Raw genomic sequence first — 26602 nt, 5'->3', positions numbered from 1 at the left:
CCGTGGCTAGCGTCGGCGTCCTGGCGGACAGGTTCTCGCCGCTTCACTGCGGTCACGTCGCCGCCATTGTGCGCGCATCGACCATGGTCGATGCGCTGCACGTCGTCGTGGCCACCGACGACGCCTGGGAGTGGGACCACCTCTACCGCAACGCGCGCCTGCACTTCTTCCCCTCCCGGTACCGGGAGCGGTGGCTGCGCGCCATCTTCCGCGACCACCCCCACATACGGGTCCACGCCGTGCACCACCCCCGCACCGGTGACGAGGCCGCCGACCGGGCCGAGGGAGCGCGCGCGATCACCCAGGGCGTCGGCGCCTCGATCACGCACGTGTTCTCCACCGGGGCCGAGGACGACGCCGCCTCCGACGAGCTCTACCCCGGCGCCGAGCGCGTGCTGATAGAGCCGGACCACCGGCTCCACCCGGTCTCCTCGGCCCGGATCCGCGCCGAGGGCGCCCTGCGCCACTGGGAGATGATGCCCACAGTCGTGCGCGCCTTCATGGTCAAGAAGGTCGTGCTCATGGGCCCGGAGTCCACCGGGAAGACGGTTCTGGCCCGCAACCTGGCCATGTACTACAACACCGAGTACGTCAGCGAGTACAAGCGGTCCCTGCTGGACCAGGTCGGGGACAACGACACCCTCCTGGAGGACTACCCGCGCATTGCCATGTCCCAGTACCTCGCGGTCTACGAGGCCCGGACGCGCGCCCGCAAGGTGCTGTTCGTGGACACCGAGGCCCTGGTCGCCCAGAACTACTCCGGGCTCTACGAGGGCTTCCACCAGCGCATTATCGACGAGATCGCCCGCCTGCAGGACTACGACCTGGTCCTCTACCTGTCGCCGGACGTGCCGTGGGTCGACGACGGCACCCGTGTGTTCGGCGAGGAGCGCGAGGAGGCCGACGCGGGGCTGCGCGCCCTGCTGGCCAAGCATGGCGTCGAGGTCGTGGAGGTCAACGGCTCCTTCGCGCGGCGCCTGGATATCGCCGTGAACGCGGTCGACCGGCTCCTCGAGGCCGAGTCCGCCGGGTCCAACGGCTCCGCCGGGTCCGTCCCCCGGTGAGCCCCGCCCAGCCCGATGGGGCGCCCCTGCCGGGCGCGGGGGAGCTGCCGGAGCAGGTGCGTCGGGCGCCGCAGGCCGCACCCGGCCCAGGGAAGGCGGGCACCCGCCCGTTCTCGGTGTACCTGCACGTGCCGTACTGCCGGGTGCGGTGCGGCTACTGCGACTTCAACACCTACACGAACCTGTCCTTGGGGAGCGGGGCGTCGGCGTCGGACTATAGGAGCACCCTGGCCGGCGAGCTGCGCCTGGCGCGCGCCGCCATGGACCGGGCGGGTCTGCCCGAGCGGGAGGTGCGGACCGTGTTCCTGGGCGGGGGGACCCCGACCGTGCTGCCGGCCGGTGACCTGGCGAGCATGGTCGCCCTGGTGCGGCGGACCTGGGGCCTGGCCGAGGACGCGGAGGTGACGACGGAGGCCAATCCGGAGACCGTGGACGAGCGGTACCTGGAGGCGCTGGCGGAGGCCGGCTTCACGAGGGTGTCCTTCGGCATGCAGTCGGCGGTGCCGCACGTGCTGAAGGTGCTGGACCGCACCCACCGGCCGGAGCGGGTGCCGCTGGTGGTCCGCTGGGCCCGCCGGGCGGGTCTGGCCACGAGCCTGGACCTCATCTACGGGGCGCCGGGGGAGTCGATGGAGGACTGGCGGCGGAGCCTGGATGCGGCGGTGGAGATCGGCCCGGACCACCTGAGCGCCTACGCGCTGGTGATCGAGGAGGGCACGAGGATGTGGGCGCAGGTGCGCCGCGGCGAGCTGCCGATGCCCGAGGACGACGATGAGGCCGCGAAGTACGAGATGGCCGACGCCGCCCTGGCCGGGGCCGGCTACCGGTGGTACGAGATCTCCAACTGGGCCAGGCCCGGCTTCGAGTGCCGCCACAACATGGCCTACTGGCACGACTGGGACTGGTGGGGGGCGGGCCCGGGCGCGCACTCGCACCTGGGCGATGTGCGGATGTGGAACACCAGGCACCCGGTGGCATGGGCCGGGCGGGTGCGCGACGGACGGCTGCCGGTGGCCGGGCACGAGGTCATCGACGCTGCGGCCCGCGAGCTGGAGCGGGTCATGCTCGGGATCCGGCTGCGCCAGGGGCTGGCGGTCGAGTCCTTCGCCCGGGCGGGGGCCGACGCGCCGCGGGCGGGGCCTGATGGGCCGCGGGCGGGGCCTGATGGGCCGCGGGCGGGGCCTGATGGGCCGACGGGCCCCCTGAAGCGCCTGCTGGCGGTGGTGACCGAGCTCGTCGCCGGCGGCCTCCTGGAGACGGAGGCCGCCCTGGACGGTCGCCTGGTGCTGACTCTGCGCGGCCGTCTCATGGCTGACGCCGTGACACGGACCCTCACGGAGGCGTGATGGACCCGCTCCTCAGGGCGTCTTACAATGTCTTACGACAGAAGGGGGTCTCATGGGCACGGCATCGATCACGCTGCGCCTGGATGCGCGGGAGAAGGCGATCATCCAGGACTACGCCTCTACCTTCGGTCAGAGCCTCTCCGAGTTCATGAGGACCGCCGCCCTCCAGCGCATCGAGGACGAGACGGATCTGCAGGCGTGGTGCGAGGCGAGGACCGAGCTCGACGCCGATCCGCAGGTGCGCACTGCGGACGAGATGGCCCGCAAGTACCTATGAGCTACCGGCTCCTGTACTCCCGGCGCGCCGACGACCAGCTCTCCAGGCTTGACCCGGGGGCCGCCCGGGTCATCGTGGCGTGGCTGAACAAGAACATCGACGGCACCAGTGCCCCCCGCGCACGCGGCAAGGGGCTGGCGGGCGGCCAGAGCGGGTGCTGGAGGTACCGGATCGGCGACCACCGGGTCCTGTGCGACATCCGGGACGCAGAGCTGGTCGTGCTGGCCGTCGAGATCGGCCACCGCCGTGTCGTCTACCGGGACTGATCCCGCTGTCACGGTGTTCCCGTCCGGCACTCGCCGGGGCGTTTCCGCGGAAACGGGCGCATGGCGATGGCCGTTGCGGGAGGCGGCGCCCGAGGCGTCGTCGCACATCACGGACGTGGCACAATCGCGCAGAGAGCTGGCGCCGATGTCGGTCCGCCCCACCTGAACCCAGCGAGAGACCGAGGTTGGAATCCAAACGATGAGAACCGGGATGACGATCTGCGAACGCTACCGTCTTGAGCGCAGGCTGGGCTCGGGCGGTCAGGCGTCCGTGTGGCGCTGCCAGGACCTCGTCACGGGGCGCGAGGTCGCGGTCAAGGTGGTGGACTTCGAGGAGGATCCTCGCAAGGCCCGCAGGGCGACGCGCGAGATCCAGACCCTTCAGAGCCTGACCGACCCGCACACCGTGCGCATCCTGGATACCGGCAGGGACGACGACGACCACTACGTCTACATCGTCATGCCCGTGATCACGGGTGAGTCCCTGAGCGACCGGCTGCGCCGCGGGAGCATGGGCGTCGCCGACGTCGTGTCGATCATCCAGGGAGTCAGCAGCTCCCTGAGCGAGGCCCACTCCCTGGGCATCTGCCACCGGGACGTCAAGCCCAGCAACATCATGATCCACGCCTCCGGGGCGGCGGTCCTCCTGGACTTCGGGATCGCCTCCTCCCTGGACCAGTCCACCTCGCTGACCGCGACCGGGACCGTGATCGGGACGCTGCCCTACATGGCGCCGGAGGTCGTCCGCGGGGAGAGGGCGACACCGGCGTCCGACGTCTACGCCCTGGGGGCGGTGATGTACGAGTGCGTCTCCGGGCAGCCGCCTTTCGTGGCGGACACGGCGGCCGCCCTCCTGCTGGAGATCACCAAGGGCGACTACCCGCCGCCCTCCTGCACCGGGGACCTCGGCGACCTCATCGTGGAGATGCTGGACCCCGACCCGCACCAGCGCCCCACAGCCCAGGACCTGCTGGTGAGGCTGGCCGCGATCCACACGAGCATCACACGCCAGGCGGCTGAGCGCGCCCAGGCCGAGACGGCCGCTCCCGCCGGCGACAGCGGCGGGGCCTTCCAGCCGGAGCCGCCCGGGGCAGCCCCGTCGCAGGAGTCCCCGCCCGTGCAGGCGCAGGGCGCTGGGGACGAGGACGAGGAGGGCGGAGATCGTCAGCCGAGGAGGACGCGCAGGGGGGCTCTGAAGGATGAGCTGATGACCGTTCTCACCAGTTTTTCCTTTATCGCGTGCCTCCTGCTCCCGCTGGCCCTGATCATCCCCCTCCTCATCGGGGGCGTCGAAAGATCGATCGCCGTGGTCTTCGTCTACGTGTGGTACTCGGCGGGATTCCTCTCGCTTTTGGCTCAGGCCCCGCTACTGAGGATCTTCGACAGGCTCGGCAGGCGCTACCTGCTCCGCAGCGCGATCGGAGTGGCGATGAACTGGTTCGCGTGCAGCATGCTGTCCTACATCGTCTCCAGCAACCTGCTGCTGTTCGCCTCCGGCCACTTCGATATCCCGGGCTCCCTCCACGAGGGCCTGGGCCTCCCCGACTCGTTCCACGAGATCCTCGCACTCAATGTCAAGTCCTCGAACATTCTGTGGTCGGCCGCGTCGATCGTCACTCTGGTCGTCTTCCTGGTCATCATCGTCCTCGCCTGGGTGAGGCGTCGAGGCTCCGGTCGCTGACTCGTGAGCGCGATCTCGGCGGGCCCGCGGCTTCCTTTCGCCGAGATCGGTCGTATTCCGCGTCGAGATCGGTCCAAGGGGCCGGGGACCGCCGCCGGGCCTCCGTCAGCCCTCCGGGACTCTTCGGGCCCCCCGGGAGCCACCTTTTTGAAGAGTCGCGGCGCACGGCAGGGCGTCAGGTGCTAGGTCCCGTTGCGGAAGTGCGGGGGTGGTCGATGCGGACGGGCGGCCCGCGTCGAAGGCCGCGCGCGGTCGCTATTGCGGAGACCCCGGTGGCGGCCTTGAAGACCGGCACCGTGTCCAACGACGGCGAGGCACCCACCGGGGCGCGGAGGAGCGAGCGCGGCATGAGGTGCCCGGCGGCGAAGAGGTCCGCCTCCCTGCATCTCGCCCAGCCCCCACGCCCTGCCCAGCCCCCACGCCCTGCCCAGCCCCCACGCCCTGCCCAGCCCCCTCGGCCGCCGCCTCGGGCGTAGCCCGCGCACCGGGGTCCGGAAGGCTCAGTGCGGGCAGCCGCAGAAGCTCTTCCACCTCGCCGTAGAAGCGCACGCCGGTGCTGCCGAATGATTCGGTCGCGGTGGGGAGGACGGCCCCGGATGTGAGGCTCGACATATCACGGGGCGGTGCCTAGGCTGTGCGCATCGGGTGCGACGGCCCCATCGACTCTGACCGTCCTGCGATTCCTGAGTGAGTGAAGAGGCACATGATCTGGTTCAAACGCATCCTCGCATCAGTCCTGGCCCTCGGTCTCCTCAACAGCCTGGCGGTGCAGATGTATCGCCCGGAGCTGAGCCGCACCGGTGACCCGGCTCGCACGACGGGCGCTGTCGTCGGACGGCTTCTCGTCCTGGCGCTCATCGTCTGGCTGCTCGTGAGTGCTCAGCGTGCAGCCAACCGCAAGCGCGAGCAGAAGCAGACGCAGGTGATGCAGGCCATGGGCGGCGCAGCGCCCGGTCGCCCCGCCCCGTCCTCCGCGGCCGCAGGCCCCGAGGGCCCCGCGGTCGGACCGGCGACGCGGCGCCGGATCCCGGCTCCGAGGCCTAGGCGCTCACAGCCCCTGGGCGCGCAGCTCCCTCATGGCCCTCGCCCGGTTCCTGCGATCGAGGCGGTCCAGGTACAGGTGCCCTTCAAGGTGGTCGCACTCGTGCTGGATGCAGCGGCCCATGAGCTCCTCGCCCTCGACGACCACCTCCTTGCCGTCCAGGTCGATGCCCACGGCGCGGGCATACCACGCGCGCCTGGTCGGGTACCACAGGCCCGGCACGGACAGGCAGCCCTCGTCACCGTCCTGGTGCTCGTCGAAGTCCAGCTCGTCGATCCTCGGGTTGAGGATGTAGCCGATCCGGCCGTCGATGTTCCAGGAGAAGGCGCGCATCCCCACGCCGATCTGGTTGGCCGCCAGCCCCGCGCGGCCGTCCTCGTCGACGGTCTCGAGCAGGTCCTCAACGAGCGCCCTGACGGAGTCGTCGATGTCCGTGATCCACTCGCACTGCGTGCGCAGGATGGGATCGCCGATAATACGGATGTCACGGTATGCCATGGGCTCATCCTCGCACGAAGGACCCGCCGAGACCCTTCGCGGACGTGCGTGGGGCCGGCCGCCCGGTAGCCTTGCGGCCATGCGCCTGCTCCGCCGTCGTTCCACCAGCGCCGCCCTGCCCTCCCGCCTGGCCGCTCTGGTCCCCGGCCGGGAGCAGGTGCTGGGCGCCGTCCCCCTTGACGGGGACGGGCGGCGCTGGGCCGTGGCCACCGTCAAGCACCTGGTGGTCCTCGACGGCGTCGTCGTCGAGGCGCGCCACGGCTGGGACAGCGTGACCCACGGGAGCTGGGACGCCCAGGAGCGGGCCTTCACCCTCGAGCTCCTCCACGACGGCGAGCCGCTGGTGCTGACCGTGCCCGAGCAGGTCGCCGTCGCCGGGCGCGGGAGCGGGCCGGCGGTCGATGAGCGGGCCTTCGCCGCCGCCCTGCGGCATCGGGTCAACGCCGCCATCGTCCACCACGCCACCGACACCCTGCCCAGCGGTCGGCGCGCCACGGCCAGCATCCGCCGCCGCGCCGACGGCTCTCTCTACTCGGTCACCGACCCGCCGCTGGACGGCGGGGGCCGTGAGGACCAGGCGCTCGACGCCGACGACGTCGACGCCCTCCTCGCCCTGGAGAGCCGCGTCCGCGACGGTGTGGGGCTGCCCACACCCTGACCTATGCGTGCGATCGTGCTGAATGCGGACCAGTCGCTGATTCGACGCGGTGGCGCGCGGTTGCTAGAGTTCACTTCGCGCCAGAGCGCGATTCCCGCGTAGCTCAATGGCAGAGCATCCGACTGTTAATCGGACGGTTATTGGTTCGAGTCCAATCGCGGGAGCGCCTCGAAGCCCGGCCCGAGGGCCGGGCTTCCGTGTGTCTGCGCGCTCCGCCGGGCCGCAGACGGGGCGTGACGCCACGCTCATGGCGGGAATCCGGCATGTTCCCGCCATCGGCGTGCTCTAACCGTTACGATCGCTCCGATGACCGCTACGCCAACACCCGAAGCCCCTGCCGCTCCGATCACTGAGAACTCGGCCCACGCAGGTCCTGACCGCCCCCCGCGGGATGGTCCTGACCGCTTCGAGGGCCGCAAGCTCGTCATCGCCTCCGCCCACGGGACGCAGGACGCCGACGAGTGGGTCGCCCGCGCCCAGGACCTGGGCGTGACCGTCATGCGCCTGACCGACGTCGTCCAGACCAGTCTCGAGGACTGCCTGAGCGACCCCGATGACAGGTACGAGGAGATGGACTCCAGAGCGCGCGCCGCCGTGGACGCCGGCATGGGAGTCGTCCTGGACCTGTCCTTCATCCGGGACGCGGCGGTCCGGGCCGGCCGCAACCCCTACCGCACCGACTTCGACTGGGCGCCCTATGTCACGTCGCTGCTCACCCGGCCGTTCCCGACCGGGGACACCTACGGTACCAGCGAGCACGTCGTCTACATCTCGCTGCCCAGTGAGCCCCGCGTGGACTGGGGCGAGGATCCCAATGAGAGGGCCGAGAGCGCCGAGGACCTCATCGCCTTCTACCAGCGCCTGGCCCGACTGGTGCGGCGCGCCACCGTCGACCGGCCCCTGGCGGCCGCGGGCTTCGTCCACCACACGGCCGACGGCAACGGCACCGACGCCGGCCTGGACATCACGGCCGTGTACAGCCTGGTCGAGGTCGACGTGTGCACGACCCACGCCTACGACCAGGACTCCCTCAACGCGCTGCAGATGCTCACCCGCTACGCTCACGCGCTGGGCAAGCCGCTCATCCTGGAGGAGACGGGCCGTGACGCCCAGGAGCGACCCGACGACGAGATGGCCGACTGGATCGCCCGCCTGCAGAAGGCGTGCGCGGCCGCAGGCGTCGACGGCGTCGGCGTGTGGGACGCCGAGCAGAGCCGCGGTTTCGACGTCCGGCCCCCGCAGTACCCTCTGACCGCCGCCGCCGTGCGGCGCATGGTCGACGCCGTGATCCCCGAGGGCATTGACGTCCAGAAGGACCCGGTGACCCACGGCGAGCACGCCGCCACGCCCGACGAGGCCGCGTCACGGGATGTGCCGAGTGCCGGGAGCGCGGGCGACAACGATGGCGAGACCGTCGAGGGGGACGACCGGGACGCGCTCGCCGGGTTCGGGGCCGCCGAGGACGAGACGGCGGGCGCCGGAAGGGCTGACGGCGGAGCGCCCGATGACGACGCCTCTGCCACGGCGAGCGCCGATGGCGCCGCGGACGGCGGGCCGCAGGTCGCTGGCGGCGAGCGGGCCGCCGGTGCCGACGAGCCCGCCGATGCCGCCGGTGCCGGCTCGGAGGCCGGGGCCGAGCCCGGTGCCGACGGCGCGGGTCGCGACGAGGGGGCCCCGGGCGCCGAGGGGCCTGCCGACCTTCAGGCGCTTCGCGCCCTGATCGACGTCGGATCCGTGCCGGCGCCCGATGCCGCTGAGAGTGTGCTCGACCGGGGCGAGGATGCTATTTGGCAGAGCATGATGGCGCCGGATCCTGTGCCCGGTGGCGACCCGGACCCTGGCGAGGGGGATGATGCCGCCGACGAGGACGGCGCTGGAGACGCCGCCGAGGACGTGAGCGCCGGTGCGGCGGACGGCGGGAGCGACAGGGACGGCGGGGACGTGCCGCATGTCGCTCTCACGGGCGTCGATGAGCTGGATGACGAGGAGGATGCCCCAGACGACGAGGCGGTGCCGCCGCGCCGCGCCTGGGAGGATCTTCCGCCGCTGAGCTGACGCCGGGCGGGCTCTGCCCCTCGGAGCGGGTCCGCAGGGCCGGCCGCCCCCGGGGGTGCCACGACGTCGTGGGGCTCGCGGTGCCGGGTGGCGCGCGCCTTCCTGGACCCAGCCGTCTTCGTCTGGCAGTATGTTCCTGCACGCCGCGTGCGTCACGCCGTGCTCCGGGACGTGTCGAGACCGTTGGGGAAGGCGAATCTCGAAACGACCAGGAGGCGATTCATCGTGAACGGTGCTTTCACCCGCGGTGTACTTTTCGTGCACTCTGCGCCCCGAGCGCTGTGCCCGCACATTGAGTGGGCGGCCGCCGAGGTTCTCGGCGTCCGCGTCCATCTCGACTGGACCGAGCAGGCCGCTGCTCCGGGGATGATGCGCGCCGAGACGAGCTGGGTCGGCCCGGTCGGCACCGGCGCGCGGCTGACAAGCGCCCTGCGCGGCTGGGCGAACCTCCGCTACGAGGTCACCGAGGAGGCCTCGCCGGGCAATGACGGCGGCCGCTGGTCGCACACTCCCGACCTCGGGATCTTCCACGCCCAGACCGACGTGCACGGCAACGTCGTCATTCCTGAGGACCGCATTCGCGCCGCTCTTCTCCACGCCGACGAGCCCGCCGCCATGCGCCGCCAGCTCGACCTGGCCCTGGGGCAGGCCTGGGACGACGAGCTCGAGCCCTTCCGCTACGCGGGCGCCGGCGCACCGATCCGCTGGCTTCACAGGGTGGGCTGAGCACGCCCCCGATCGTGCGGGATTCGACGATGTCGGGCCCGGCGGCCACCTGGCGGGCCGTCGGGCCCGACGCCGGTCCGGGGGTCACCGGGCGAAGACGAGAGCGACGTTGTGACCGCCGAAGCCGAAGGAGGTGCTCACCGCCGTCTCCAGCCCGGGCGCCTGGCGGCCCTGGGGCCCCACCACGTCCAGCCCGAGCCCGGCGATGGCGGGATCGATCCCTCCCGGCTGGAGCGTGGGGGGCATCCACCCGTCGCGCAGGGCCATGACCGTCAGAACCGCCTCCAGGGCGCCGGCGCCCCCGAGGAGGTGGCCGCTGGCCGACTTGGTGGCCGACACCGGCGCGCCAGGGAGCGTGCGGGCCAGGACCTCAGCCTCGACCTGGTCCCCGATGGGTGTGGACGTCGCATGCGCATTGACGAGCCCGATCTGATCGGCCCGGGTGCCGGCCCGCTCCAGGGCCAGGCGCAGCGCCCGCTCCTGCTGGGTCCCGCTGGGCTCGGGCCGGGCGGTGTCGAAGGCGTCCGCCGTGACCGCGGCGCCGGCCAGGACTGCGAGGATACGGGCCCCCCGTGCCGTCGCGTGCGCCACGGACTCCAGGACGAGCACGCCGGCGCCCTCGCCGAGCACGAAGCCGTCGCGGTCGGCGGCGAAGGGGCGCGACGCCGTCTCGGGCTCGTCATTGCGCGTCGACAGCGCCCGCATGGCGGCGAAGGCGGCCACCGTCATGGGGTGCAGCGCCGCGTCGGTGCCGCCGGCCACGACGACGTCGGCGCGTCCCAGCGCGATGAGATCGGCGCCGTGGGCGATGGCCTCCGCCCCGGACGCGCAGGCCGCCGCCGGGGAGTGGATGCCGGCGCGGGCCCCGAGCTCGATGCCGACGCTCGCGGCGGGCGCGTTGGGCATGAGGGCGGGGACGGCGGTGGGGGCGACCCGCCGCGGGCCGCGCTCCCGCAGGGCGTCCCAGGCCTCCATGACGGACAGCACCGGCCCCATCCCCGGAGCGATCGACACGGCCAGCCGCTCGCCGCGGACCCGCGGAGAACCGGCCTGCACCCACGCCTCGCGCGCCGCCAGCAGGGCGCACTGGCTGGCGCGGTCCAGACGGCGGAGCTCCTTGGGGCTCAGCTGCTGCGCGGGGTCGGCGGCCAGCGGCGCCGCGATCATGGCGGGCAGCTCGAAGCCCTGGGTCCACGAGCCGTTGAGCCTGCGCACCGCGCACCGCGACCGCCGCAGCGCCGACCACGTGGAGGCGACGTCGCCGCCCAGGGGATTGGTGGTGCCCAGCCCGGTCACCACGGCCATGCGCGGGTCGAGCTCGGCGCCGCCCTCGGGGGAGACGGCGAGGAACTCGCGGGCCAGGGACGCGGAGATCGCTGCCGACAGACCCATCTCAGCCCTTCTGGTCGGCCACGAGGTCAACCAGTGCGCCGACTGTCGGAAGCGTAGGTATCGCCGAGTCGTCCAGGATGACTCCGAGGCGCTCCTCGACCTCGGTCGCGATTGTGAGCAGGCCGAGGGAGTCGATGTCGAGGTCGGCGGCAAATCTGGACTCGCGGCTGATCGCGGAGGCCTCGACGCCCGCCTCCTTGGCGGTGATCTCAGCGATAACGGTGAGAATATCGGTGGTCTCCTCGGCCATGAGGACCTCCTTCGGCTCGGGTTCGGCGGCGCGTCGCCGCCTGACTGGACTCATTGTCACCCACCGGTGCGCATCTCAGCGAGTTCGCCTCCTCCACGCGGCGCGCACCCCTTTCGCCCGGCCAGGATCCCGGACCCCGGCGCACCGTCGTCGGCCCTACTCGACGGTCCCCCCGGACAGCCGGCCCACGATGACGGCCATGTGGAGCATGAGGCCGTCGCGGGGGTCGGTGGCGTCCCACCCGACCTGCTCGGTGACGCGGCCCAGGCGGTAGCGGACCGTGTTGGCGTGCACGAACAGGGTGCGGGCGGTGGCCTCCAGGCTCCCGCCCAGCGCCAGGTAGGTGGCCACCGTCTCCTCGAAGGGCGAGCCCATGGCGTGCAGGGGCCCGCCCACGAGGGCGGCGATCTGCTCGGCGGCCAGGTCGTCACCGGCGAGAAGCCGTTCGGGAAGCAGCTCATCGGCGTGGACCGGGTTGGGCGCCTCCGCCCAGCCGGGCAGGGCCCGCAGCCCCGCCAGGGCCGAGCGCAGGGAGCGGCCCGCCTGGGCGATGCCGGCCACGACGGGGCCGACGACGGCGGCGCCGTCGAGTCTGCCCGCCACCTCCAGGGCCACCTTGTCGATGGCCTGCTCGGGGTCCTGGACCTTGTCCTTCGGCGGCCGCGCGCCCGGAGTCGTCGGGGGGCCGCCCAGGATCACGATGACGGAGTCTCCCCGCACCGAGACCAGGCTGTCGGTGGTGGCCTGGCGACAGGTGTGCCGCAGGTGCGAGCTGGCCAGGGCGTCCAGGCTCGTGCGGGCGGCGATGGCCACCACGGGCCCTGTGCCGCGCCAGCCCGCGGTGCCGGCACGGCTGGCGGCGTCGGCGGGGGAGTCGTGGAGCATGGCGTCCACGGCGACGGACTCCAGGCGCGCGTCCCAGGCGCCGCGGGCCTCGGCGGCGTGCGCGTAGACCTCGGCGGCCGCGAAGCCGACGTCACGGCCGAAGGTGAGCACCAGGATGCGCACGGCGTTGTAGTCCTTGGCGGGAACCATCCGGGGGGCCTCGTCGACGACGACGTCCAGGACGGTGCGCACCAGGGCCAGGGTCTGCTCCAGCGTGATGGTGCCGGTCAGCGCGGCGGGCGCCACGTTGAAGATCCGCGACGGCGAGGTGGTCGTGCCCGGCGACTCGACGGAGTCGACGAACATGGTCACGCCCAGGCGCGCGACGGACTCGATCTGGCGCCTGGGCACCTCGGGCAGTGTGCGGTACCACGGGTGAGCGGCGCTGATGCGATCGAGGGAGTGCTCGATGATCGTGTTCTGCGCCTGCCTCAGGGAAGCCACTGCAGGGGTGCTGAGCTTGTCCATACTGGGGATGGTACAGAGCGCCTCCCTCACAAGTGAGACTGCTCTCCCAGGGCCGAACCGGGTCGCCCCGGGGCCGGCGCGCCGAGAGCCGTCAGCGGGGAGTGCCGAACGCCTGACCGGCGGCGTGCCGACAGGCACGATGACGCGCCGTCTTCCCGGCCTCGGGCGAGTAGTGTTGGGTGCGGCACGAGCGCGCGGTGGCCTCCCCGCCGAGGCCCGGCCGATGCGGGCAGTGTCAAGAACGATCAGTGATGATCGATGGTGATGAACGGCGACCCCGCCGAGTCAGGAGCGATGATGACACAAGCCACTCGTACCGAGGAAGATCTTCTCGGGCGGCGCGAGGTTCCGCTGGAGGCCTACTGGGGGATCCATACGCTGCGCGCCACCGAGAACTACCGTCTCTCCGGAGCGGTCATTGGCGACGAGCCGAGCTTCGTGCGCGGCATGGTCCAGGTCAAGAAGGCGTCCGCCCTGGCCAACCGCGAGCTGGGCACCCTCACGCCGGAGGTGGCCGACGCGATCGTGTGGGCGTGCGACCAGATCCTGAAGGCCGGCCGCTGCCTCGACCAGTTCCCCATCGACGTCTTCCAGGGCGGGGCGGGGACGAGCGTCAACATGAACACCAACGAGGTGGTGGCCAACCTCGCCCTGGAGCATCTGGGGTACGCCAAGGGCCGCTACGACATCGTCCACCCCAACGACCACGTCAACAAGTCCCAGTCGACCAACGACGCCTACCCTACGGGATTCCGCCTGGGCCTGTACGCGGCGGTGCAGGGGCTCGAGGCCGAGCTGTGCGAGCTCATTGACGCCCTCCTGAGCAAGTCCCGCCAGTTCGCCGACGTGCTCAAGATGGGGCGCACCCAGCTGCAGGACGCCGTGCCCATGAGCCTGGGGCAGGAGTTCCAGGCCTTCGCCGTGCTCCTGGACGAGGAGGTTGAGCGCCTCATCCACAACTCCGACCTGCTCCTGGAGGTCAACCTCGGGGCCACCGCCATCGGCACCGGACTCAATACTCCTCCCGGGTACCAGGAGGTGGCGGTGCGCCACCTGCGTGAGGTCACCGGGGTCAATGTCAAGGGGGCGGCCAACCTGCTCGAGGCCACGAGCGACACCGGGGCCTACGTCTCCATGCACGCGGCGATCAAGCGCCTGGCGGTCAAGCTCTCCAAGATCTGCAACGACCTGCGGCTGCTGTCGTCGGGGCCGCGGGCGGGCCTGGGGGAGATCCGCCTGCCTGAGCGGGCGGCGGGCTCCTCGATCATGCCCGCCAAGGTCAACCCCGTGATCCCCGAGGTCGTCAACCAGGTGTGCTTCAAGGTCATCGGCAACGACGTGGCCCTGACCTTCGCGGCCGAGGCCGGTCAGCTCCAGCTCAACGTCATGGAGCCGGTCATCGGGCAGGCGGCCTTCGAGTCGATCCGGCTCCTGCGCCACGCCATGAAGACCCTGCGCGAGCTGTGCGTCATCGGCATCGAGGCCAATGAGGAGGTCTGCCGCAACAACGTGCTGGGCTCCATCGGGATCGTCACCTACCTCAACGAGGTCATCGGCCACCACAACGGCGACCTGGTCGGGCGCGAGTGCGCCCGAAGCGGCCGCAGCGTGCGCGAGGTGGTTCTGGAGATGGGGCTGCTCGACGAGGAGGTCCTCGACCAGCTCCTCAGCCCCGAGAACCTGCTGCGACCGCGTTACCGGGACGCGAGTCTGTACTCGGGCGGCGAGTCGGCGCCCCCCGACAAGGCCCCTCGCGACCGCGGGGGCGAGGACTAGCCTGCGGCCCGCCGGGCATGGGGAGGGGAGCGGCCGGACGGCCGCTCCCCTCCTCGGCTCGACTCCGGCGCGTCTCAGCCCTCCCGGAAGGAGACGCCGAAGCCGCCGCGCGGATAGCGCCAGCTCAGGGCCCCGGGCGCGGCCACGGCCAGGCAGGTGCCGCACTCGAGGCAGGCCGCGTACTCGACCGCGATCGTTCCGTCCGGCTCCTCGCTGTAGACGTGGGCCGGGCACACGGCGACCAGCAGCTTGCCGGTGCCGGTGGACCGCGCGATCTCCTGGTTGACCTTGATGTGACTCTGCTCCTCATCGGTGGTGAAGTCGTCCCGCCCCAGGCGCTCGACGACGGTTCCCAGTTTCATGGTGGTGGCTCCTTGGCGGTTCAAAGGGATCGCACCGCCTTCCACGCGATCACCATCAGCTGGGGGATCGTGAGGGGGGAGGCGCGGACTGCATCCAGCGCGGCGAGCACGAGGCGCCGGCGCGGCCTGAGATCGTGGTTGAAGACGTTGTGGAAGACGTCCGCGACCAGCGGCCCCACGTGGGTGTACATCGCGCTCGTCTCGAGGAACGCGGGCGCCCGCCTGTAGGTCGCCATGTCCTTGCCGACGAACGACGCGTCGAGCTCGGCCCGGTAGGCGCTGAGGGCCTCCTGCGAGAGGTCGCCGGCCTCGAGCGCCCGGTGGACGGCCGTGGCGGCGGCCAGCGCGCTGCCCGCCGCCAGGTCCATTCCGCGGATCGTCATCCCCGTGTTGAGGGTGAAGCCGGCGGCGTCGCCGATAATGACGAGACCGGGCCGAGTGATGTCGTGGGAGACCATCGCCGGTCCGTCCTCGATCGTGAGGTGGCACCCGTACTCCAGCAGCTCGCCGTCCTTCAGGAGCGGGGCGATCGCGGGGTGGCGCAGGAAGTGGTCGTGCACGTCGGAGGACCTCAGGCCCTTCGAGACCAGGTCGTCGAGCCTCAGGACGACGCCGACGGAGACGGAGTCCGTGTTCGTGTAGAGGAACCCGCCGCCCGCGCAGCCCTGGGTGGCGTCTCCGACAATGGCGTAGGCGATGCCCTCGTCCCCGGTGAGGCGGAAACGGTCCTCCAGGGTCTCGCGCGGGATCCGGAAGACGGACTTGACCCCGACGGCGAGGTGCTTCGTGGGCTCCTTGGCGCGGATCCCGGCCGCCCTGGCGAGGAAGGAGTTCACGCCGTCGGCGCACACGACGACCCTGGCGCGCAGCTCGTCCTCGTCGGCCCTGACGCCCACGACCCGGCCGCCGTCGACGATGAGCTCATCGACCTTGACCCCGGGCATCACCATGACGCCGGCCTCCTCGCACTGCTGGGAGAGCCAGGGGTCGAGGTGGGCCCGCAGGACGGATACCGCGTTGACCGGCTCCGCCAGGCGCTGGTCCCAGTAGTCGATGTCCACCGACGACGTGGGGTTGAGGAAGGACACGATGTTGCGGGTGATCCGCCTCTCCACGGGTGCGCGCTCGACGAAGCCCGGGAACACCCGCTCCATGATTCGGCAGTAGAAGACCCCGCCGGAGAGGTTCTTCGCCCCGGGCTCGTCGCCGCGCTCGATGAGGACCACCTCGTGGCCCGCCGACGCCAGCCGGTAGGCGCACACCGCACCCGCGACGCCACCGCCGACCACGATGACGTCGAATGTCTCCTCGTCCTCCTCCATCGCCGGCTCCGTCACCGCAGGGCCCGGGTGAGCGCCGGCAGGACCTCGTGGAGGTCGCCGACGATCCCGTAGTCGGCCTGCGCGAAGATCGGGGCGTCGCCGTCGGAGTTGATTGCGACGATGGTGCGAGCGTCCCTGGCGCCCGCCATGTGCTGCATCTGGCCGGAGATGCCCACCGCGACGTAGATGTCGGGCTTGACCTTCTGCCCGGAGACGCCCACGTACCTGGACTTGGGCATCCAGTCGACGGTCTCCGCCAGCGGGCGCGAGCAGGCCACCTCGGCGCCGAGGGCGGAGGCGAGCTCGTCGAGGAGCCCGAGCTCCTCCTTGGCCTTGAAGCCGCGTCCGCCCGAGACGATCCTCTTGGCCGTGCCGAGGTCGACCTCGGCGACATCGGCGGCGGAGACGGCGCTGACGGTCAGCGGGTGGGCCTCGGAGCTCGCGGCGGCCTCGGCCGCGACGGTCTCGCCGTCGGCCACGGAGCCTCCGGCGGCAATGACGACGGCGGGGCCGGACGCGCGCACCGTCTCGACCGTGATGCCCCCGTAGCGGGCGACCGTCACGGTCGAGCCGTCGACGGCCGTCACGCCGGTGAGCACCGGTGCGTCGAGGCGTGCGGCGACGGCGCCCGCGAGCACGCGCTCGGCGGCGCGGTCGGCGGCCAGGACGAGGTCGCCGGGGGCGGCGGCGACGACCTCGGCGACCGCCGGGGCGAGCGCCTCGGCGGGCGTGCCGTCGGGCAGCGGGACGGAGATGACGGAGTCGGCCCCGCGGACGGCGACGTCGCCGACGGCCACGGCCGTGACTGTCGGCGAGGCCCGGTGAGCGAGGTCCAGGAGTGCGGAGATCTGGGGGGTAGTGGTGATGATCCACGTGCTGGTCATGACTGTTCCTTCTCGGCTGGTGCTCAGAGCACGCCGTCCGTGCGCAGGACGGCGACGAGCTCATCGGCGTCGGCGACGATCTTGTTCTTGCGGCTGCGGGTCTCGGGGCGGGTGCGCTCGACCAGCTCGACGGACACGGGCGGGGTCCCGGCCTTGGCGACGGCGACCTTCTTCTTGCCCGCGGCCAGAATGTCCTTCATGCCGGGCACCTTGGTCTTGGCGGCGTCAGCGGTCACCGCGATGACCGCGGGGCCGTTCACCGTGACGGCGCGAGTTCCTCCGGACACGGACTGGGTGGCCGTCCAGCCCGAGTCGGTCTTCTCGACCGCCTGGACCTCCTGGAGGCAGGGCCAGCCGAGGTAGCCGGCGACGAGGGCCGAGGTCATTCTCGCGTTCTCGTCAATGGACGCGTCGCCGGTCAGCAGCAGGTCGACATCGCCGATGGTCCGGACCAGGTCGGCCAGGGCCCGTGCGACCGCAGTGAGGTTCCAGCCCGCGACCGCGTCGTCGGCCACGACGACCCCGCGGTCGAAGCCGCGCGACATGGCGGCCTTCTTGGCCATCGATCCTGACACCGCCCTCGTGCCGACCGAGACCCCGACGAGCTCGGCGCCCGTCTGGTCGGCGAGTGTCCGCCCGACCTGCGCGGCGACTGGGTCGTACTCGCTGACCGCAGGTTTGGCGCGGGACCAGTCCACGGTCCCGTCTGCGCCGACGGATGCGTCCTGGGGATTTGCTGCCCACTTGTAGGCCACGGCAATGGTCATCGAAGCCCTTCCTCCTGGTGACGGTGCTCTCGTGCTCTGCGGGCGCTGCATCGCGCCCTCGGACGGGCCGGGCCCGTCGAGCACCTCGCCAGCACTATTAACTGGCGAGTACAATCATGGCATGGTGAGACCGGAGTTACAGGGTCGAAGGTCCCGGGAGCCCGGCCGGCCGGACGGTGCGGGAGCCGCTGCGATGCTCACCCCGCCCTGCGAGATCGCCTGCGACGCGGGCGAGCCCGTCCGCGGCTGGCTGCACGCGCTCCAGGCCGATGATGTCCTCCGGGCCTGGAGGATGATCACGCGGATGAACCCGCTCCCGGCGTGCATGGGCAGGATCTGCTACGCGCCGTGCGAGCAGAGGTGCGTGCTGGGCGCGCGGGCGGGAGCGGTCGGCATCCGCGCCCTGGAGGCGGCCGTGGGAGAGCTGGCCCTGCGCGAGGGCTGGAGGCTCGACGAGCCTCGGGAGTCGACGGGCGTGCGGGTCGTGGTCGTCGGCTCCGGCCCGTGCGGCCTGTCCGCCACCCACCAGCTCGTCCTGGCCGGCCACGAGGTGACGCTGCTCGACGCCCACCACTGCCTCGGCGGGATGCTGCGCAGGGGCATCACCGAGCGGCGTCTGCCCAAGCGCATCCTGGACGCGGAGATCCAGCGCATCGTCTCGGGACGCGCCCGCGTTCAGACCTCGCGCGCCGTGCGCCGCATCGGGGAGGTCCTCTCGAAGTGCGACGGCGTGATCTGGGCCGCGGGAGCCTCCCGGTGCATGGCAGTGGTCGAGGGAAGAACGATCTGGAGGCAGCCGATCCACACGGATCGAAGCGCCAGGCGCACGGCCACGCTGTCGATCGGCCGTGGGGCCCGGGCGGCCGAGGCACTGAGCGACCACCTGCTCGGCAGCGCCCCCTCGGGTCTCGACTCCGGCGCGACGACGGCCGCGGCAGCGCCGTCGGCGGCCCTGCCGGCTCCGCCGGGCTCATTGAAGGCTGCGACAATCAAAGAGGCAAACCGTTGTATCCTGTGCGGGTCCCGTGGGGCCCTGCGTCGTCCGCGCACCAAACTCGAGAACGTCTCGCTCATGCATGAACACCGGGCCCCCTGAAGATCGAGCAGAGGAGTGGCGAGTGTTGGATGAGAATCATGCCGCCCGCAGGCGGACGAGGAACTCCCGACGCGATCCTGAGCTGACTCGCTGGGAGATCCTGGAGGCCGCCGTCCAGGAGTTCGCCACTCACGGCCCCAGGGGCGCCCGCACCGAGGACATCGCTCATCGGACGAACACCTCCAAGCGGATGATCTTCTACTACTTCGGGTCCAAGGAGGGACTCTACCGGGCGGTGCTCGAGGAGAACTACCGCCGGATCCGGGCTCTGGAGTCCTCGCTCAGGCTCGACCACCTCGAGCCCGCGGCGGCGCTGCGCGAGCTGATCCGGGCGTCTCTCGAGCACTACGAGCGCAACCCGGATCTCGCCAGGATCGTCGCCATGGAGAACCTCATTATGCACGGCGGCGTCGCCGCCCAGATCGACGAGTTCTCTGCGATGAACGCGTCGGCGGTGGAGACGATCGCGGGGATCCTCGAGCGCGGCCGCTGCCTCGGCATCTTCCAGGAGGGCCCGGGCGCCCCCAGCGCCCTCGACGTGCACCAGGTCCTGTCCGCGCTGGTCCTCAACAGGATCGAGCACCAGTGGACCTTCAGCCTCGCTTTCGGGCGGGACATGCTCGGCGACGACTCCGCGCACGTGCGGGACCTCATTGAGGAGGCCGTCATGCGCCTGGTGTCCGGGGGCCCTCCGGGGGGGGACCGGGCCCCCGCGGTCAGCGGCACGATGACGCGGGCGGCCGGAAGGATCCCGCCCGCCGTTTGAGCGTGACCTTGTCGACCTTGCCGGCGCTGGTGGTCGGCATCTCCTCCAGGTGCTCGACGTACTCGGGGATCTTGAACTTGGCGACCCCCTGGGCGATGAACCACTCGCGCAGCGCCGGCACATCGACCGCCGTCGCCCCCGGCCTGCGCACGATGTACGCCAGGGTCCTCTCGCCCAGCACCGGGTCCGGCACCGGGACCACCGCCGCCACGGCGATCGCGGGGTGCCCCATGAGCACGCCCTCGACCTCGGAGGGGCTGATGTTCTCCCCGCCCCTGATAATGAGGTCCTTGCGGCGCCCGGAGATGCGGATGTAGCCCTCGGCGTCCATGACCGCCAGGTCGCCGCTGTAGTACCAGCCGTCGTCGTCGAGGACCTTTCGCGTGAGGTCGGGGAGACCCAGGTACCCGCTGAAGACCGCCGGGCCGCGCGACGCCTGCTCGCCCTCGACCCCCGCGGGCAGGACCGCGCGGGTGACGGGATCGACGATCCTCACCTCGGCTCCGGCGCAGGCGCAGCCGTCGGTGCTCAGGACCCTCTCGTCGGAGTCCTGGGACGTGGTCATGGTGTGGGGCGCGTGCTCGGTGGATCCGTACACCGAGTACAGCCGCACGCCCAGGCCGCGGGCCCGCTCCAGGAGCCGCCGCGGAACCGGCGCTCCGCCGCAGCACAGGAACCGGAGCCGGGCGAGGTCGGCCGCGTTCTCCTGACAGCTGCACAGGATGGTGTCGATGACGGCGGGGACGGACATGCCGCAGGTCGCGCCGTGCCTGACGAGCATCCGCGACATCTCGGCGCCGTCGGTCGAGTCGCACAGGATCGAGGTGCCGCGGGTGAGAACGGGCATGACGACGCCGTGGAGGAAGCCGGTGGCGTGGCCGAGGGGGGAGGGCATGAAGATGCCGTCGTCCACGCCCAGCCGCAGCCCGTAGGCGAAGGCGTTCTCGGAGGCGATCATGTTGTTGTGCGACAGCATCACTCCCTTGGGCGCCGCCTCCGAGCCCGAGGTGAACAGGACGGCGGCGATGTCGTCCCCGCGCGATCGCCTCCATGCCCGCCGAGCCAGGGGAGGGCTCGTGCGCACGACGTCGTCGAAACGGGGCAGGCCGGCCTCCGGGGCGCCGTCCTCCCGAGGGCCCACCAGGAGGACGGACTCCAGGGCGTTGTCCTCCTCGAGCAGCTCGCGGGCCAGGGCGGAGTGCACGGTCCGGCGGAAACGGGTGGGCATGACGGCGACGCGCGGCGCGCACAGGTCGAGCGCGTTCGCCCACTCCGAGTGGCGCAGGTTGGGCGACAACGGGGTGATCGCCGCGCCGGTCTTCATCACGGCGATGAGCACGGGGAGGAACGGCGACCAGCTCGGCAGCTGGACCGGCACAATGTCCCCGGGGCCCGTTCCACGGTCCGCCAGCCAGGACGCGAGCCTGGACGAGACCTCGTCCGCCTGCGCGTAGGTGTAGGCCGTGCCCGCCCGGTCGACCACGGCCAGCGCGTCCGGGCACGCGGCGACGGCGAGCGACCACCAGTCGAGGAGGCAGTGGTCGCCCCACCATCCGCTCGCGCGCCAGGCGCTCCTCATCTCGGCGGGCGCGGCGGTCACGCCCCGCCGCTGCCACCGGTCCACGTCGTCCATCGTGGGTCCCCTCACGCGTCGTCGGCTCAAAGCCTTCAGAGCCTTGAGTCCTCAAGGCACTCAGAGCCTGGCCGAGTACTCCTTCTTGAGCCGCCGCGCGATGACGATCGACTGGATCTGGTTGGTGCCCTCCATGATCTGGAACACCTTGGCATCGCGCATGATCTTCTCGACGGGGTACTCCTTGGTGTAGCCGTTGCCGCCCATGACCTGGACGGCGTCGGAGACGACGTCCTGGAGCATGTCGGTGACGAATTGCTTGGTGATCGCCCCGTCCTTCTGGACGTCCTGCTCCTCGTCGACCAGCTTCATCGTGTGCTGGACCAGGCAGCGGCACGCCACGACCTTCGCGGACATGCGCGCGAGCATGTCCTGGACCATCTGGAACTCGAAGATGGGGCGGCCGAACTGCTCGCGCTGGAGCGCGTAGAGGGCGGCCTCGTCGAGCGCGCGCTGCATCATGCCGACTGCGATGGTGGCCATGAAGGGGCGGGAGATGTCCAGCCCTGACATGGCGATGCGGAAGCCGTTGCCCTCCTCGCCCACGAGGTGGTCGGCGGGCACGCGCACGTCGTTGAGGGTCAGGTCGCAGGTGTTGGAGGTGCGCAGGCCCATCTTGTCCTCGTGCCGGCCGTGCGAGAGCCCCTCGCGGTCCGCCTCGACGAGGAAGGTCGAGATCCCGTGGGCGCCGGCGTCGGGATCGGTCTTGGCCGAGATGAGGTAGATGTCGGCGATGCCGCCGTTGGTGATCCAGCACTTCTGCCCGTTGAGGACGTAGTCGTCGCCGTCGCGGACGGCGGTCGTGCGGATCGACGCCGCGTCGGAGCCCGCCCCCGGCTCGGTGATGGCGAAGCAGCCCAGGCCGCCGTCGGCGATGGTGTCGGCGAACAGACGGGCCTGCTCGGGGGTGCCCGCGATCAGGACGTTGCGGAAGGCGACGAAGGTGGACACGAGCGTGATCGCGTAGCCCGCATCGACCTTCCCGAGCTCCTCGAAGAGCATGGCGCCGGTCTCGTAGTCCAGGCCCGACCCGCCGTACTCCTCGGGCAGCTCGAGCAGGTGGAGCCCGAGCTCGAAGGCGGAGGCGAAGTCGGACCGCTCGCACTGGCTGTCGCGGTCGCGCTGGGCCACGTGGGGCGCGACCTCGCTCCACACGAACTCCTTGACCGAGTCGAGGAGGAGCTGCTGCTCGTCTGTCAGCTGTGTGCTCATGAATCAGGACCTTTCTTGTTGGGTGTCTCGTTGAGTGGTGGGCGGGGCGCTCTCGGGGCCCCGCCCGCGGGGCAGGGGCCCGGGTCATCTCGACGGCGGTCTCCTGGAGTAGACGGCCGCGGCCGTGATGGCCGCCGAGCGCATGGCGGCGTACTCCTCGGGCGGCAGCGGGGCCGCGCCGGGGACGCCCAGGTCGTCGGCCCGCAGGCGGTGCGTCTCGGGGGAGGCCCACGCCGCGACGGCGACCGCGCAGGTCACCGCGAGGGTGATGGCCCCCACGACGATCACAATGGTCGACCCCCGTGTGCCGGGAGGGCACAGGCCGGCGAAGACCATGGCCATGAGGGAGGAGGCGGCCGTGCCGATGTTCTGCCCGATGGCCATTCCGGTGACTCTGGTGGACGCCGGAAGCAGCTCGGGGAAGTAGGAGGGGAACACCGCGTTGTACCCCTGGTACAGGACGCCCCACATGGCCAGGCCGATGAGGATCGTCAGCCACAGGTTCGCGTGGGTGACCGCCCACAGGTAGCCGAAGGACAGGACGCCCGAGCTCAGCGCGCCGCCGATGATCATCGGGCGCCGGCCGATCCGGTCCGACAGCGTCGCCGCGACGGGGATGACGGCCACGGCGGCCAGGTTGCCCAGGACGGGGATCCACAGGAACACCTCGGGCGGCCACTCGATCCCATAGGCCTTCTGGGTGGCGAGCGACGCGCCGAACACCGTCGCCGTGACGGGGATGATGTTGGTCAGGGACATGACGAAGATCCTGAGCACCGTTGCAGGCGTCTCCCGGAAGACCTTGCGGATCGGGGGGACCGCCTCCTTCTGGGGCGGCTTGGACTCGACCGTGGCGAGCCGGATGCGGAACCCCGCGATGGTCACCAGCGCCGACAGCAGGAACGGGATTCTCCAGCCCCAGGAGAAGAACGAGTCGTGGGGCAGGAGGGCGGCCAGGGGAATGAAGATCATGGCCGCCACGATCTGGCCCAGCTGGGCCCCCTGCAGGGTGACGGCGGCCCGTCTGCCGCGCAGCCCGATGGGCGTCTGCTCCATGATCATGGTGGAGGACCCGGAGATCTCACCGGCGACGGCGAATCCCTGGACCAGCCGGCACGTGACGAGGATGACCGGGGCCATGACGCCGATCTGGCGGTACCCGGGCAGGACCCCCAGGGCGACGGTGGAGACCCCCATGAGGGCCATGGTGAGGATCAGGGTGTGGCGGCGCCCGACCCGGTCCGCCAGGGCCCCCAGGACGAAGGCGCCCACGGGTCGGGCGAGGTACCCCACGCCGAAGGTGCCCAGGGAGGCGATAATGGCCAGGGCCGGGTCGTCGGAGGGGAAGAAGACCGAGGGGAAGACCAGCGCCGAGGCCTGGGTGTAGATGAAGAAGTCGTAGAACTCCAGCATCGAGCCGATGCCCCCGGACCGGGTGGCTCTCCGGCCGATCTCGTGCGCCTGGCGCCCATCGCCCTCGACCGGGGGCGCTCCGGGCTCAGCGGACTGCTCCATGGCGGTTCCGTCCTTCTCGCTGGGTGGTTCGGACTCGCCGCCGGCCCCGGCGGATCTCGGAGGGAACCGAGAGCCGTCGGTGGCTCGGGGCCGGGGCGTCCGACGCCGGCTACGCTGCCGGTCCCTCGGCCAGGCGGCGCTTCTCGCCGCGGTCCACGACGACGGCGACCGCGACGCCGACGGCCGTGACGGCGGCATTGAGCAGCACGACGTTGCCCGGGGCGTTCGCGACCCAGCCCTTGGCCAGCTGCTGGAAGCCGAAGGCGCCGACGGCGGAGGCGATCATGACCAGGGAGGTCATCAGGCCGCGCGACTGCGGGAACAACGAGTTCGCCAAGGAGGTGACCAGCTGGAGTACGCCGCCTGCGGCGGTCCACCCGATGAGGAAGCCGGCGACCGGGACGATCCACACGGTGCGGACGAAGTAGACGGCGAGCAGTGTGATGGCGGAGACCAGCGGGTAGAACACGATGATCTGGGTGACCCGGACCTTTGTCAGCAGCGCGGTGGACACCAGGATCGCCACCATGGCGCCGGCCGCGTACCAGCTCTGGGTGATGGCGGGCTCCGTCATCCCGTAGGCCTTGCCCAGCTCCTGGTTCGTGTTGCCCCACAGGGTGAAGGTGGTGATCGTGGTGGCGCCCAGGATCATCATCATGACCATGGTCGCGCTGATGCGGGCTCCGCCCGAGGCGCCGCTGTCCGCGGACTCGGCGGCCTTGGACGCGTTCGGCGGGAAGGGGGCGATCGCCAGGCCGACGATGACCAGGGCGAGGAGCACGGTGGCGCCGATGTAGATGAGCCGGAACCCGCCGTCGTGCTCCGATCCCCCCGTCCAGCCGATGAGGAGGGGCAGAAGGAACTGGGCGACCAGGATCGCGAACTTGAGGAAGAGGTTCGCGGTGTGCGCCTTGGCCGGGAAGATCTCCGAGAGCGCGGGGTAGACCGCGGGGTCGAGGAAGCCGTTGCCCATGCCGGCGACGACGCACATGACCAGGCCCAGGGTCGGGCTGCCGACGAGGATGATCCCCAGGAACGAGACGGCCAGGAGCACGGCCCCGATAATGGCGCCCAGGCGGCGGGAGACGCGGTCGGCGACGGGGCCGGCCAGGGGGTAGGCGACGAGGCGCCCGACCATCATCCAGGCGATGGCGGAGAAGACGCCCTCGATGGTGGTGGACCACTGGATGGCCAGCGCAGGCTTGAACTGGGCCTGGGCGAAGAGGGAGAAACCGAGGACGAAGTAGGACAGGTAGAGGAGCGCGGCGGTGAACCAGTACTTGCGGTTCGACGTACCCGCCACCTGGGTCTCTGGCATGACAAGCCTTCTGTGATCGGGCGGGGCGCGCCGGGCGCGCCCCGCGGTGGTGGATGATCGGGGCCCTCAGCTGCGAGGGCTGGTGGCGATGACGGCGCCGGAGGCGAGGTGGGCGGCGATCTGCTCGGGGGAGTAGCCCAGCTCGGCCAGGACCTCCTCGGTGTCCGATCCCTGGGCGCGGGTCAGACGCAGCTCGGGATCGCCCTGCGACTGGAAGCGCACCGGGTTGGTCGGAATCATTCGCTGCGCCCCGGACGGGCACGTGACGGTGCGCAGCACGTCGTTGGCCCAGGTCTGCTCGTCCTCGTAGATGTCGGTCGGCAGCTGGCAGGCCTCGATCGGCACGTCGTTGGCGAGGAGGAGGTCGAGCCAGTACTGGCGGTCCCGGGTGGCGAAGGCCTCGTCGAGGATGTCGACGACCTCCCCATTGAGCTTGTTCGCGTTGATGACGTCGCAGATGTTGTACCGCGTGTTTCCGGCGAGGTCCTCGCGGCCCAGAAGGGTCATGACCTTGTCGAAGTCCCGGTCGTACTCCGGCGCGCACAGGGTCATAATGAGCCCGTCGCGTGCGACGTAGGTGTTGTTGAACGGGTTGATGACTTCGCGGCGGTCCTTCGGGTACTCGCTGCCGTACTGCGCCGAGATCATGGCCGTGTTGAGCATGAAGACGCCGGAGTGGAAGAGGGACGTCGTCACGTAGTCGCCGCGTCCGGTCCTCTCCCGGCCCATGAGCGCGGCGAGGATGCCGGCCGCCAGGACGAAGGAGATCTGGAAGTCGCCGTAGCCGTTCGGCGGGATCATCGGGCGGCTGCCGCGGTTGACGGTGGTGCCGAGCACCCCGCCTCTCGACATGCAGGCTGTCATGTCGAAGCCGGCGGCGTCCTTCAGCGGCCCCTTGGCGCCGAAGCCGAGGACCTGCGCCATCACGAGCTTGGGGAAGCGCTCGTGAAGGGTGTCGAAGTCGTAGCCGAGCTTGACCAGGGACTTGACCCGGGTCGAGGTCAGGAAGACGTCGGCGTCGGCGAGCAGCCGGTCCATGACCTCGCGGCCGGGCTCCTGCCGCAGGTCCAGGGTGACGAACCGCTTGTTCATGTTCGACATGTCGAAGCCGAGGTTCTCGTCGTCGGTGTACGGCGTGCCGAACACCGCGCCCTGGGTGCGTCCGGGGTCCCCTTTCGGGGCCTCGACCTTGATGACATCGGCGCCCCACTCGCCGAGGATTCGTGCGACGGTGGGGGCTGCCAGGAACGCCGTCATATCGACGACCTTGATTCCGCTAAGGGGGTTCATCTCTTCCTCGAGTGCGCTGGATGTGTGGTTGAGGGACGGGGCCCGGGGGACGA

At 71.1% G+C, this 26602-nt stretch carries 24 protein-coding genes and 1 tRNA gene; 12 read left to right on the top strand and 13 right to left on the bottom strand.

Annotated elements, in window-relative coordinates; translation table 11 throughout:
• The first annotated feature begins 2 nt into the window (after positions 1–2).
• The 5 genes from O145_RS02315 (at position 3) to O145_RS16350 (ending at position 4634) form a co-directional block, all read left to right on the top strand.
• Entirely contained in the window at positions 3–1064 is a 1062-nt protein-coding gene (locus O145_RS02315; RefSeq protein ID WP_043559183.1) for an AAA family ATPase, read from the top strand.
• Positions 1061–2410 (top strand): radical SAM family heme chaperone HemW, encoded by a 1350-nt coding sequence (gene hemW, locus O145_RS02310; protein WP_052374555.1) that lies wholly within the window; start codon positions 1061–1063, stop codon positions 2408–2410. Before O145_RS02315 ends, hemW begins: the two co-directional genes overlap by 4 nt.
• 52 nt (positions 2411–2462) lie before the next feature.
• On the top strand, positions 2463–2687 hold the full coding sequence (gene relB, locus O145_RS02305; protein WP_043559181.1) for a type II toxin-antitoxin system RelB family antitoxin: 225 nt from the start codon (positions 2463–2465) through the stop codon (positions 2685–2687).
• Positions 2684–2953, top strand: a complete 270-nt coding sequence (locus O145_RS02300; RefSeq protein WP_043559178.1) for a type II toxin-antitoxin system RelE family toxin — start codon at positions 2684–2686, stop codon at positions 2951–2953. The genes relB and O145_RS02300 overlap by 4 nt, the downstream gene beginning before the upstream one ends.
• 211 nt (positions 2954–3164) lie before the next feature.
• Entirely contained in the window at positions 3165–4634 is a 1470-nt protein-coding gene (locus O145_RS16350; protein WP_052374554.1) for a serine/threonine-protein kinase, read from the top strand.
• Between the two features lie 1048 nt (positions 4635–5682).
• On the opposite strand, the gene O145_RS02290 is transcribed toward O145_RS16350, so the two are convergent.
• Entirely contained in the window at positions 5683–6174 is a 492-nt protein-coding gene (locus O145_RS02290) for a peptide deformylase (protein ID WP_043559175.1), read from the bottom strand.
• 79 nt (positions 6175–6253) lie between these two features.
• On the opposite strand from O145_RS02290, the gene O145_RS02285 reads away from it, so the two are divergent.
• The 4 genes from O145_RS02285 to O145_RS02270 all read left to right on the top strand — a co-directional run bounded on the left by O145_RS02285 (position 6254) and on the right by O145_RS02270 (position 9613).
• Positions 6254–6832: a hypothetical protein gene (locus O145_RS02285; protein ID WP_043559172.1), complete on the top strand. Its 579-nt coding sequence runs from the start codon at positions 6254–6256 to the stop codon at positions 6830–6832.
• 92 nt (positions 6833–6924) lie between these two features.
• A tRNA-Asn gene (locus O145_RS02280) sits at positions 6925–6996 on the top strand.
• Positions 6997–7138: 142 nt separating this feature from the next.
• On the top strand, positions 7139–8887 hold the full coding sequence (locus O145_RS02275; protein ID WP_043559168.1) for a glycoside hydrolase 5 family protein: 1749 nt from the start codon (positions 7139–7141) through the stop codon (positions 8885–8887).
• Positions 8888–9112: 225 nt separating this feature from the next.
• Positions 9113–9613, top strand: coding sequence for a DUF3145 domain-containing protein (locus O145_RS02270; protein ID WP_043559165.1), 501 nt, complete (start codon positions 9113–9115; stop codon positions 9611–9613).
• An 84-nt stretch (positions 9614–9697) separates the two neighbouring features.
• On the opposite strand, the gene O145_RS02265 is transcribed toward O145_RS02270, so the two are convergent.
• The 3 genes from O145_RS02265 to O145_RS02255 all read right to left on the bottom strand — a co-directional run bounded on the left by O145_RS02265 (position 9698) and on the right by O145_RS02255 (position 12608).
• Positions 9698–11005, bottom strand: coding sequence for a beta-ketoacyl-[acyl-carrier-protein] synthase family protein (locus O145_RS02265; protein WP_043559162.1), 1308 nt, complete (start codon positions 11003–11005; stop codon positions 9698–9700).
• 1 nt (position 11006) lies between these two features.
• Positions 11007–11255: an acyl carrier protein gene (locus O145_RS02260; protein WP_043559159.1), complete on the bottom strand. Its 249-nt coding sequence runs from the start codon at positions 11253–11255 to the stop codon at positions 11007–11009.
• 156 nt (positions 11256–11411) lie between these two features.
• On the bottom strand, positions 11412–12608 hold the full coding sequence (locus O145_RS02255) for a PucR family transcriptional regulator (protein ID WP_043559156.1): 1197 nt from the start codon (positions 12606–12608) through the stop codon (positions 11412–11414).
• Between the two features lie 297 nt (positions 12609–12905).
• On the opposite strand from O145_RS02255, the gene aspA reads away from it, so the two are divergent.
• Complete coding sequence (aspA, locus tag O145_RS02250; protein ID WP_043559346.1) at positions 12906–14384, top strand: aspartate ammonia-lyase; 1479 nt, start codon at positions 12906–12908, stop codon at positions 14382–14384.
• Between the two features lie 74 nt (positions 14385–14458).
• Here aspA and O145_RS02245 read toward each other — a convergent pair whose 3' ends face one another.
• The 4 genes from O145_RS02245 to O145_RS02230 are packed head-to-tail and all read right to left on the bottom strand — an operon-like array spanning position 14459 to position 17719.
• The gene (locus O145_RS02245) at positions 14459–14746 is read right to left on the bottom strand and encodes a ferredoxin family protein (RefSeq protein WP_043559153.1); all 288 of its coding nucleotides are present in this window, start codon (positions 14744–14746) and stop codon (positions 14459–14461) included.
• A 20-nt stretch (positions 14747–14766) separates the two neighbouring features.
• Positions 14767–16068 (bottom strand): FAD-dependent oxidoreductase, encoded by a 1302-nt coding sequence (locus O145_RS02240; RefSeq protein WP_043559150.1) that lies wholly within the window; start codon positions 16066–16068, stop codon positions 14767–14769.
• A gap of 11 nt (positions 16069–16079) precedes the next feature.
• Complete coding sequence (locus tag O145_RS02235; RefSeq protein ID WP_043559147.1) at positions 16080–16952, bottom strand: electron transfer flavoprotein subunit alpha/FixB family protein; 873 nt, start codon at positions 16950–16952, stop codon at positions 16080–16082.
• A 23-nt stretch (positions 16953–16975) separates the two neighbouring features.
• The gene (locus O145_RS02230; RefSeq protein WP_043559145.1) at positions 16976–17719 is read right to left on the bottom strand and encodes an electron transfer flavoprotein subunit beta/FixA family protein; all 744 of its coding nucleotides are present in this window, start codon (positions 17717–17719) and stop codon (positions 16976–16978) included.
• A 193-nt stretch (positions 17720–17912) separates the two neighbouring features.
• On the opposite strand from O145_RS02230, the gene O145_RS16345 reads away from it, so the two are divergent.
• Both O145_RS16345 and O145_RS02220 read left to right on the top strand, forming a co-directional pair.
• Complete coding sequence (locus O145_RS16345) at positions 17913–18815, top strand: NAD(P)-binding protein (protein ID WP_052374552.1); 903 nt, start codon at positions 17913–17915, stop codon at positions 18813–18815.
• Between the two features lie 25 nt (positions 18816–18840).
• Positions 18841–19581 carry a TetR/AcrR family transcriptional regulator gene (locus tag O145_RS02220; protein ID WP_169740314.1) on the top strand — a complete coding sequence of 247 codons (741 nt, stop codon included), beginning with the start codon at positions 18841–18843 and terminating at the stop codon, positions 19579–19581.
• Here the strand turns inward: O145_RS02220 and O145_RS02215 are convergent.
• The 5 genes from O145_RS02215 to O145_RS02195 form a co-directional block, all read right to left on the bottom strand.
• The gene (locus O145_RS02215; RefSeq protein ID WP_052374549.1) at positions 19532–21214 is read right to left on the bottom strand and encodes an AMP-binding protein; all 1683 of its coding nucleotides are present in this window, start codon (positions 21212–21214) and stop codon (positions 19532–19534) included. The genes O145_RS02220 and O145_RS02215 overlap by 50 nt on opposite strands.
• Positions 21215–21274: 60 nt before the next feature.
• On the bottom strand, positions 21275–22426 hold the full coding sequence (locus O145_RS02210; protein ID WP_043559142.1) for an acyl-CoA dehydrogenase family protein: 1152 nt from the start codon (positions 22424–22426) through the stop codon (positions 21275–21277).
• A gap of 84 nt (positions 22427–22510) precedes the next feature.
• Positions 22511–23941 carry an MFS transporter gene (locus O145_RS02205; protein WP_052374545.1) on the bottom strand — a complete coding sequence of 477 codons (1431 nt, stop codon included), beginning with the start codon at positions 23939–23941 and terminating at the stop codon, positions 22511–22513.
• Positions 23942–24050: 109 nt separating this feature from the next.
• The gene (locus O145_RS02200; RefSeq protein WP_043559139.1) at positions 24051–25259 is read right to left on the bottom strand and encodes an MFS transporter; all 1209 of its coding nucleotides are present in this window, start codon (positions 25257–25259) and stop codon (positions 24051–24053) included.
• 66 nt (positions 25260–25325) lie between these two features.
• Complete coding sequence (locus O145_RS02195) at positions 25326–26549, bottom strand: CaiB/BaiF CoA transferase family protein (protein WP_043559136.1); 1224 nt, start codon at positions 26547–26549, stop codon at positions 25326–25328.
• Positions 26550–26602 lie beyond the last annotated feature (53 nt).

The organism is Actinomyces israelii DSM 43320, from assembly GCF_000711965.1.
GTDB classification, from domain to species: Bacteria; Actinomycetota; Actinomycetes; order Actinomycetales; family Actinomycetaceae; genus Actinomyces; species Actinomyces israelii.
The sequence above is the reverse complement of the archived record's forward strand: the minus strand, read 5'-3'. Positions and strand labels throughout refer to the sequence as shown.

Coding starts and splice junctions, on each gene's coding strand:
- O145_RS02275 (WP_043559168.1), top strand. CDS start 7,139: ATGACCGCTACGCCAACACCCGAAGCCCCTGCCGCTCCGATCACTGAG.
- O145_RS02265 (WP_043559162.1), bottom strand. CDS start 11,005: ATGGGTCTGTCGGCAGCGATCTCCGCGTCCCTGGCCCGCGAGTTCCTC.
- O145_RS16345 (WP_052374552.1), top strand. CDS start 17,913: ATGCTCACCCCGCCCTGCGAGATCGCCTGCGACGCGGGCGAGCCCGTC.
- O145_RS02195 (WP_043559136.1), bottom strand. CDS start 26,549: ATGAACCCCCTTAGCGGAATCAAGGTCGTCGATATGACGGCGTTCCTG.
- O145_RS02285 (WP_043559172.1), top strand. CDS start 6,254: ATGCGCCTGCTCCGCCGTCGTTCCACCAGCGCCGCCCTGCCCTCCCGC.
- O145_RS16350 (WP_052374554.1), top strand. CDS start 3,165: ATGACGATCTGCGAACGCTACCGTCTTGAGCGCAGGCTGGGCTCGGGC.
- O145_RS02230 (WP_043559145.1), bottom strand. CDS start 17,719: ATGACCATTGCCGTGGCCTACAAGTGGGCAGCAAATCCCCAGGACGCA.
- O145_RS02200 (WP_043559139.1), bottom strand. CDS start 25,259: ATGCCAGAGACCCAGGTGGCGGGTACGTCGAACCGCAAGTACTGGTTC.
- O145_RS02290 (WP_043559175.1), bottom strand. CDS start 6,174: ATGGCATACCGTGACATCCGTATTATCGGCGATCCCATCCTGCGCACG.
- O145_RS02240 (WP_043559150.1), bottom strand. CDS start 16,068: ATGGAGGAGGACGAGGAGACATTCGACGTCATCGTGGTCGGCGGTGGC.
- O145_RS02255 (WP_043559156.1), bottom strand. CDS start 12,608: ATGGACAAGCTCAGCACCCCTGCAGTGGCTTCCCTGAGGCAGGCGCAG.
- O145_RS02300 (WP_043559178.1), top strand. CDS start 2,684: ATGAGCTACCGGCTCCTGTACTCCCGGCGCGCCGACGACCAGCTCTCC.
- aspA (WP_043559346.1), top strand. CDS start 12,906: ATGACACAAGCCACTCGTACCGAGGAAGATCTTCTCGGGCGGCGCGAG.
- O145_RS02215 (WP_052374549.1), bottom strand. CDS start 21,214: ATGGACGACGTGGACCGGTGGCAGCGGCGGGGCGTGACCGCCGCGCCC.
- O145_RS02235 (WP_043559147.1), bottom strand. CDS start 16,952: ATGACCAGCACGTGGATCATCACCACTACCCCCCAGATCTCCGCACTC.
- O145_RS02210 (WP_043559142.1), bottom strand. CDS start 22,426: ATGAGCACACAGCTGACAGACGAGCAGCAGCTCCTCCTCGACTCGGTC.
- O145_RS02260 (WP_043559159.1), bottom strand. CDS start 11,255: ATGGCCGAGGAGACCACCGATATTCTCACCGTTATCGCTGAGATCACC.
- O145_RS02245 (WP_043559153.1), bottom strand. CDS start 14,746: ATGAAACTGGGAACCGTCGTCGAGCGCCTGGGGCGGGACGACTTCACC.
- relB (WP_043559181.1), top strand. CDS start 2,463: ATGGGCACGGCATCGATCACGCTGCGCCTGGATGCGCGGGAGAAGGCG.
- O145_RS02205 (WP_052374545.1), bottom strand. CDS start 23,941: ATGGAGCAGTCCGCTGAGCCCGGAGCGCCCCCGGTCGAGGGCGATGGG.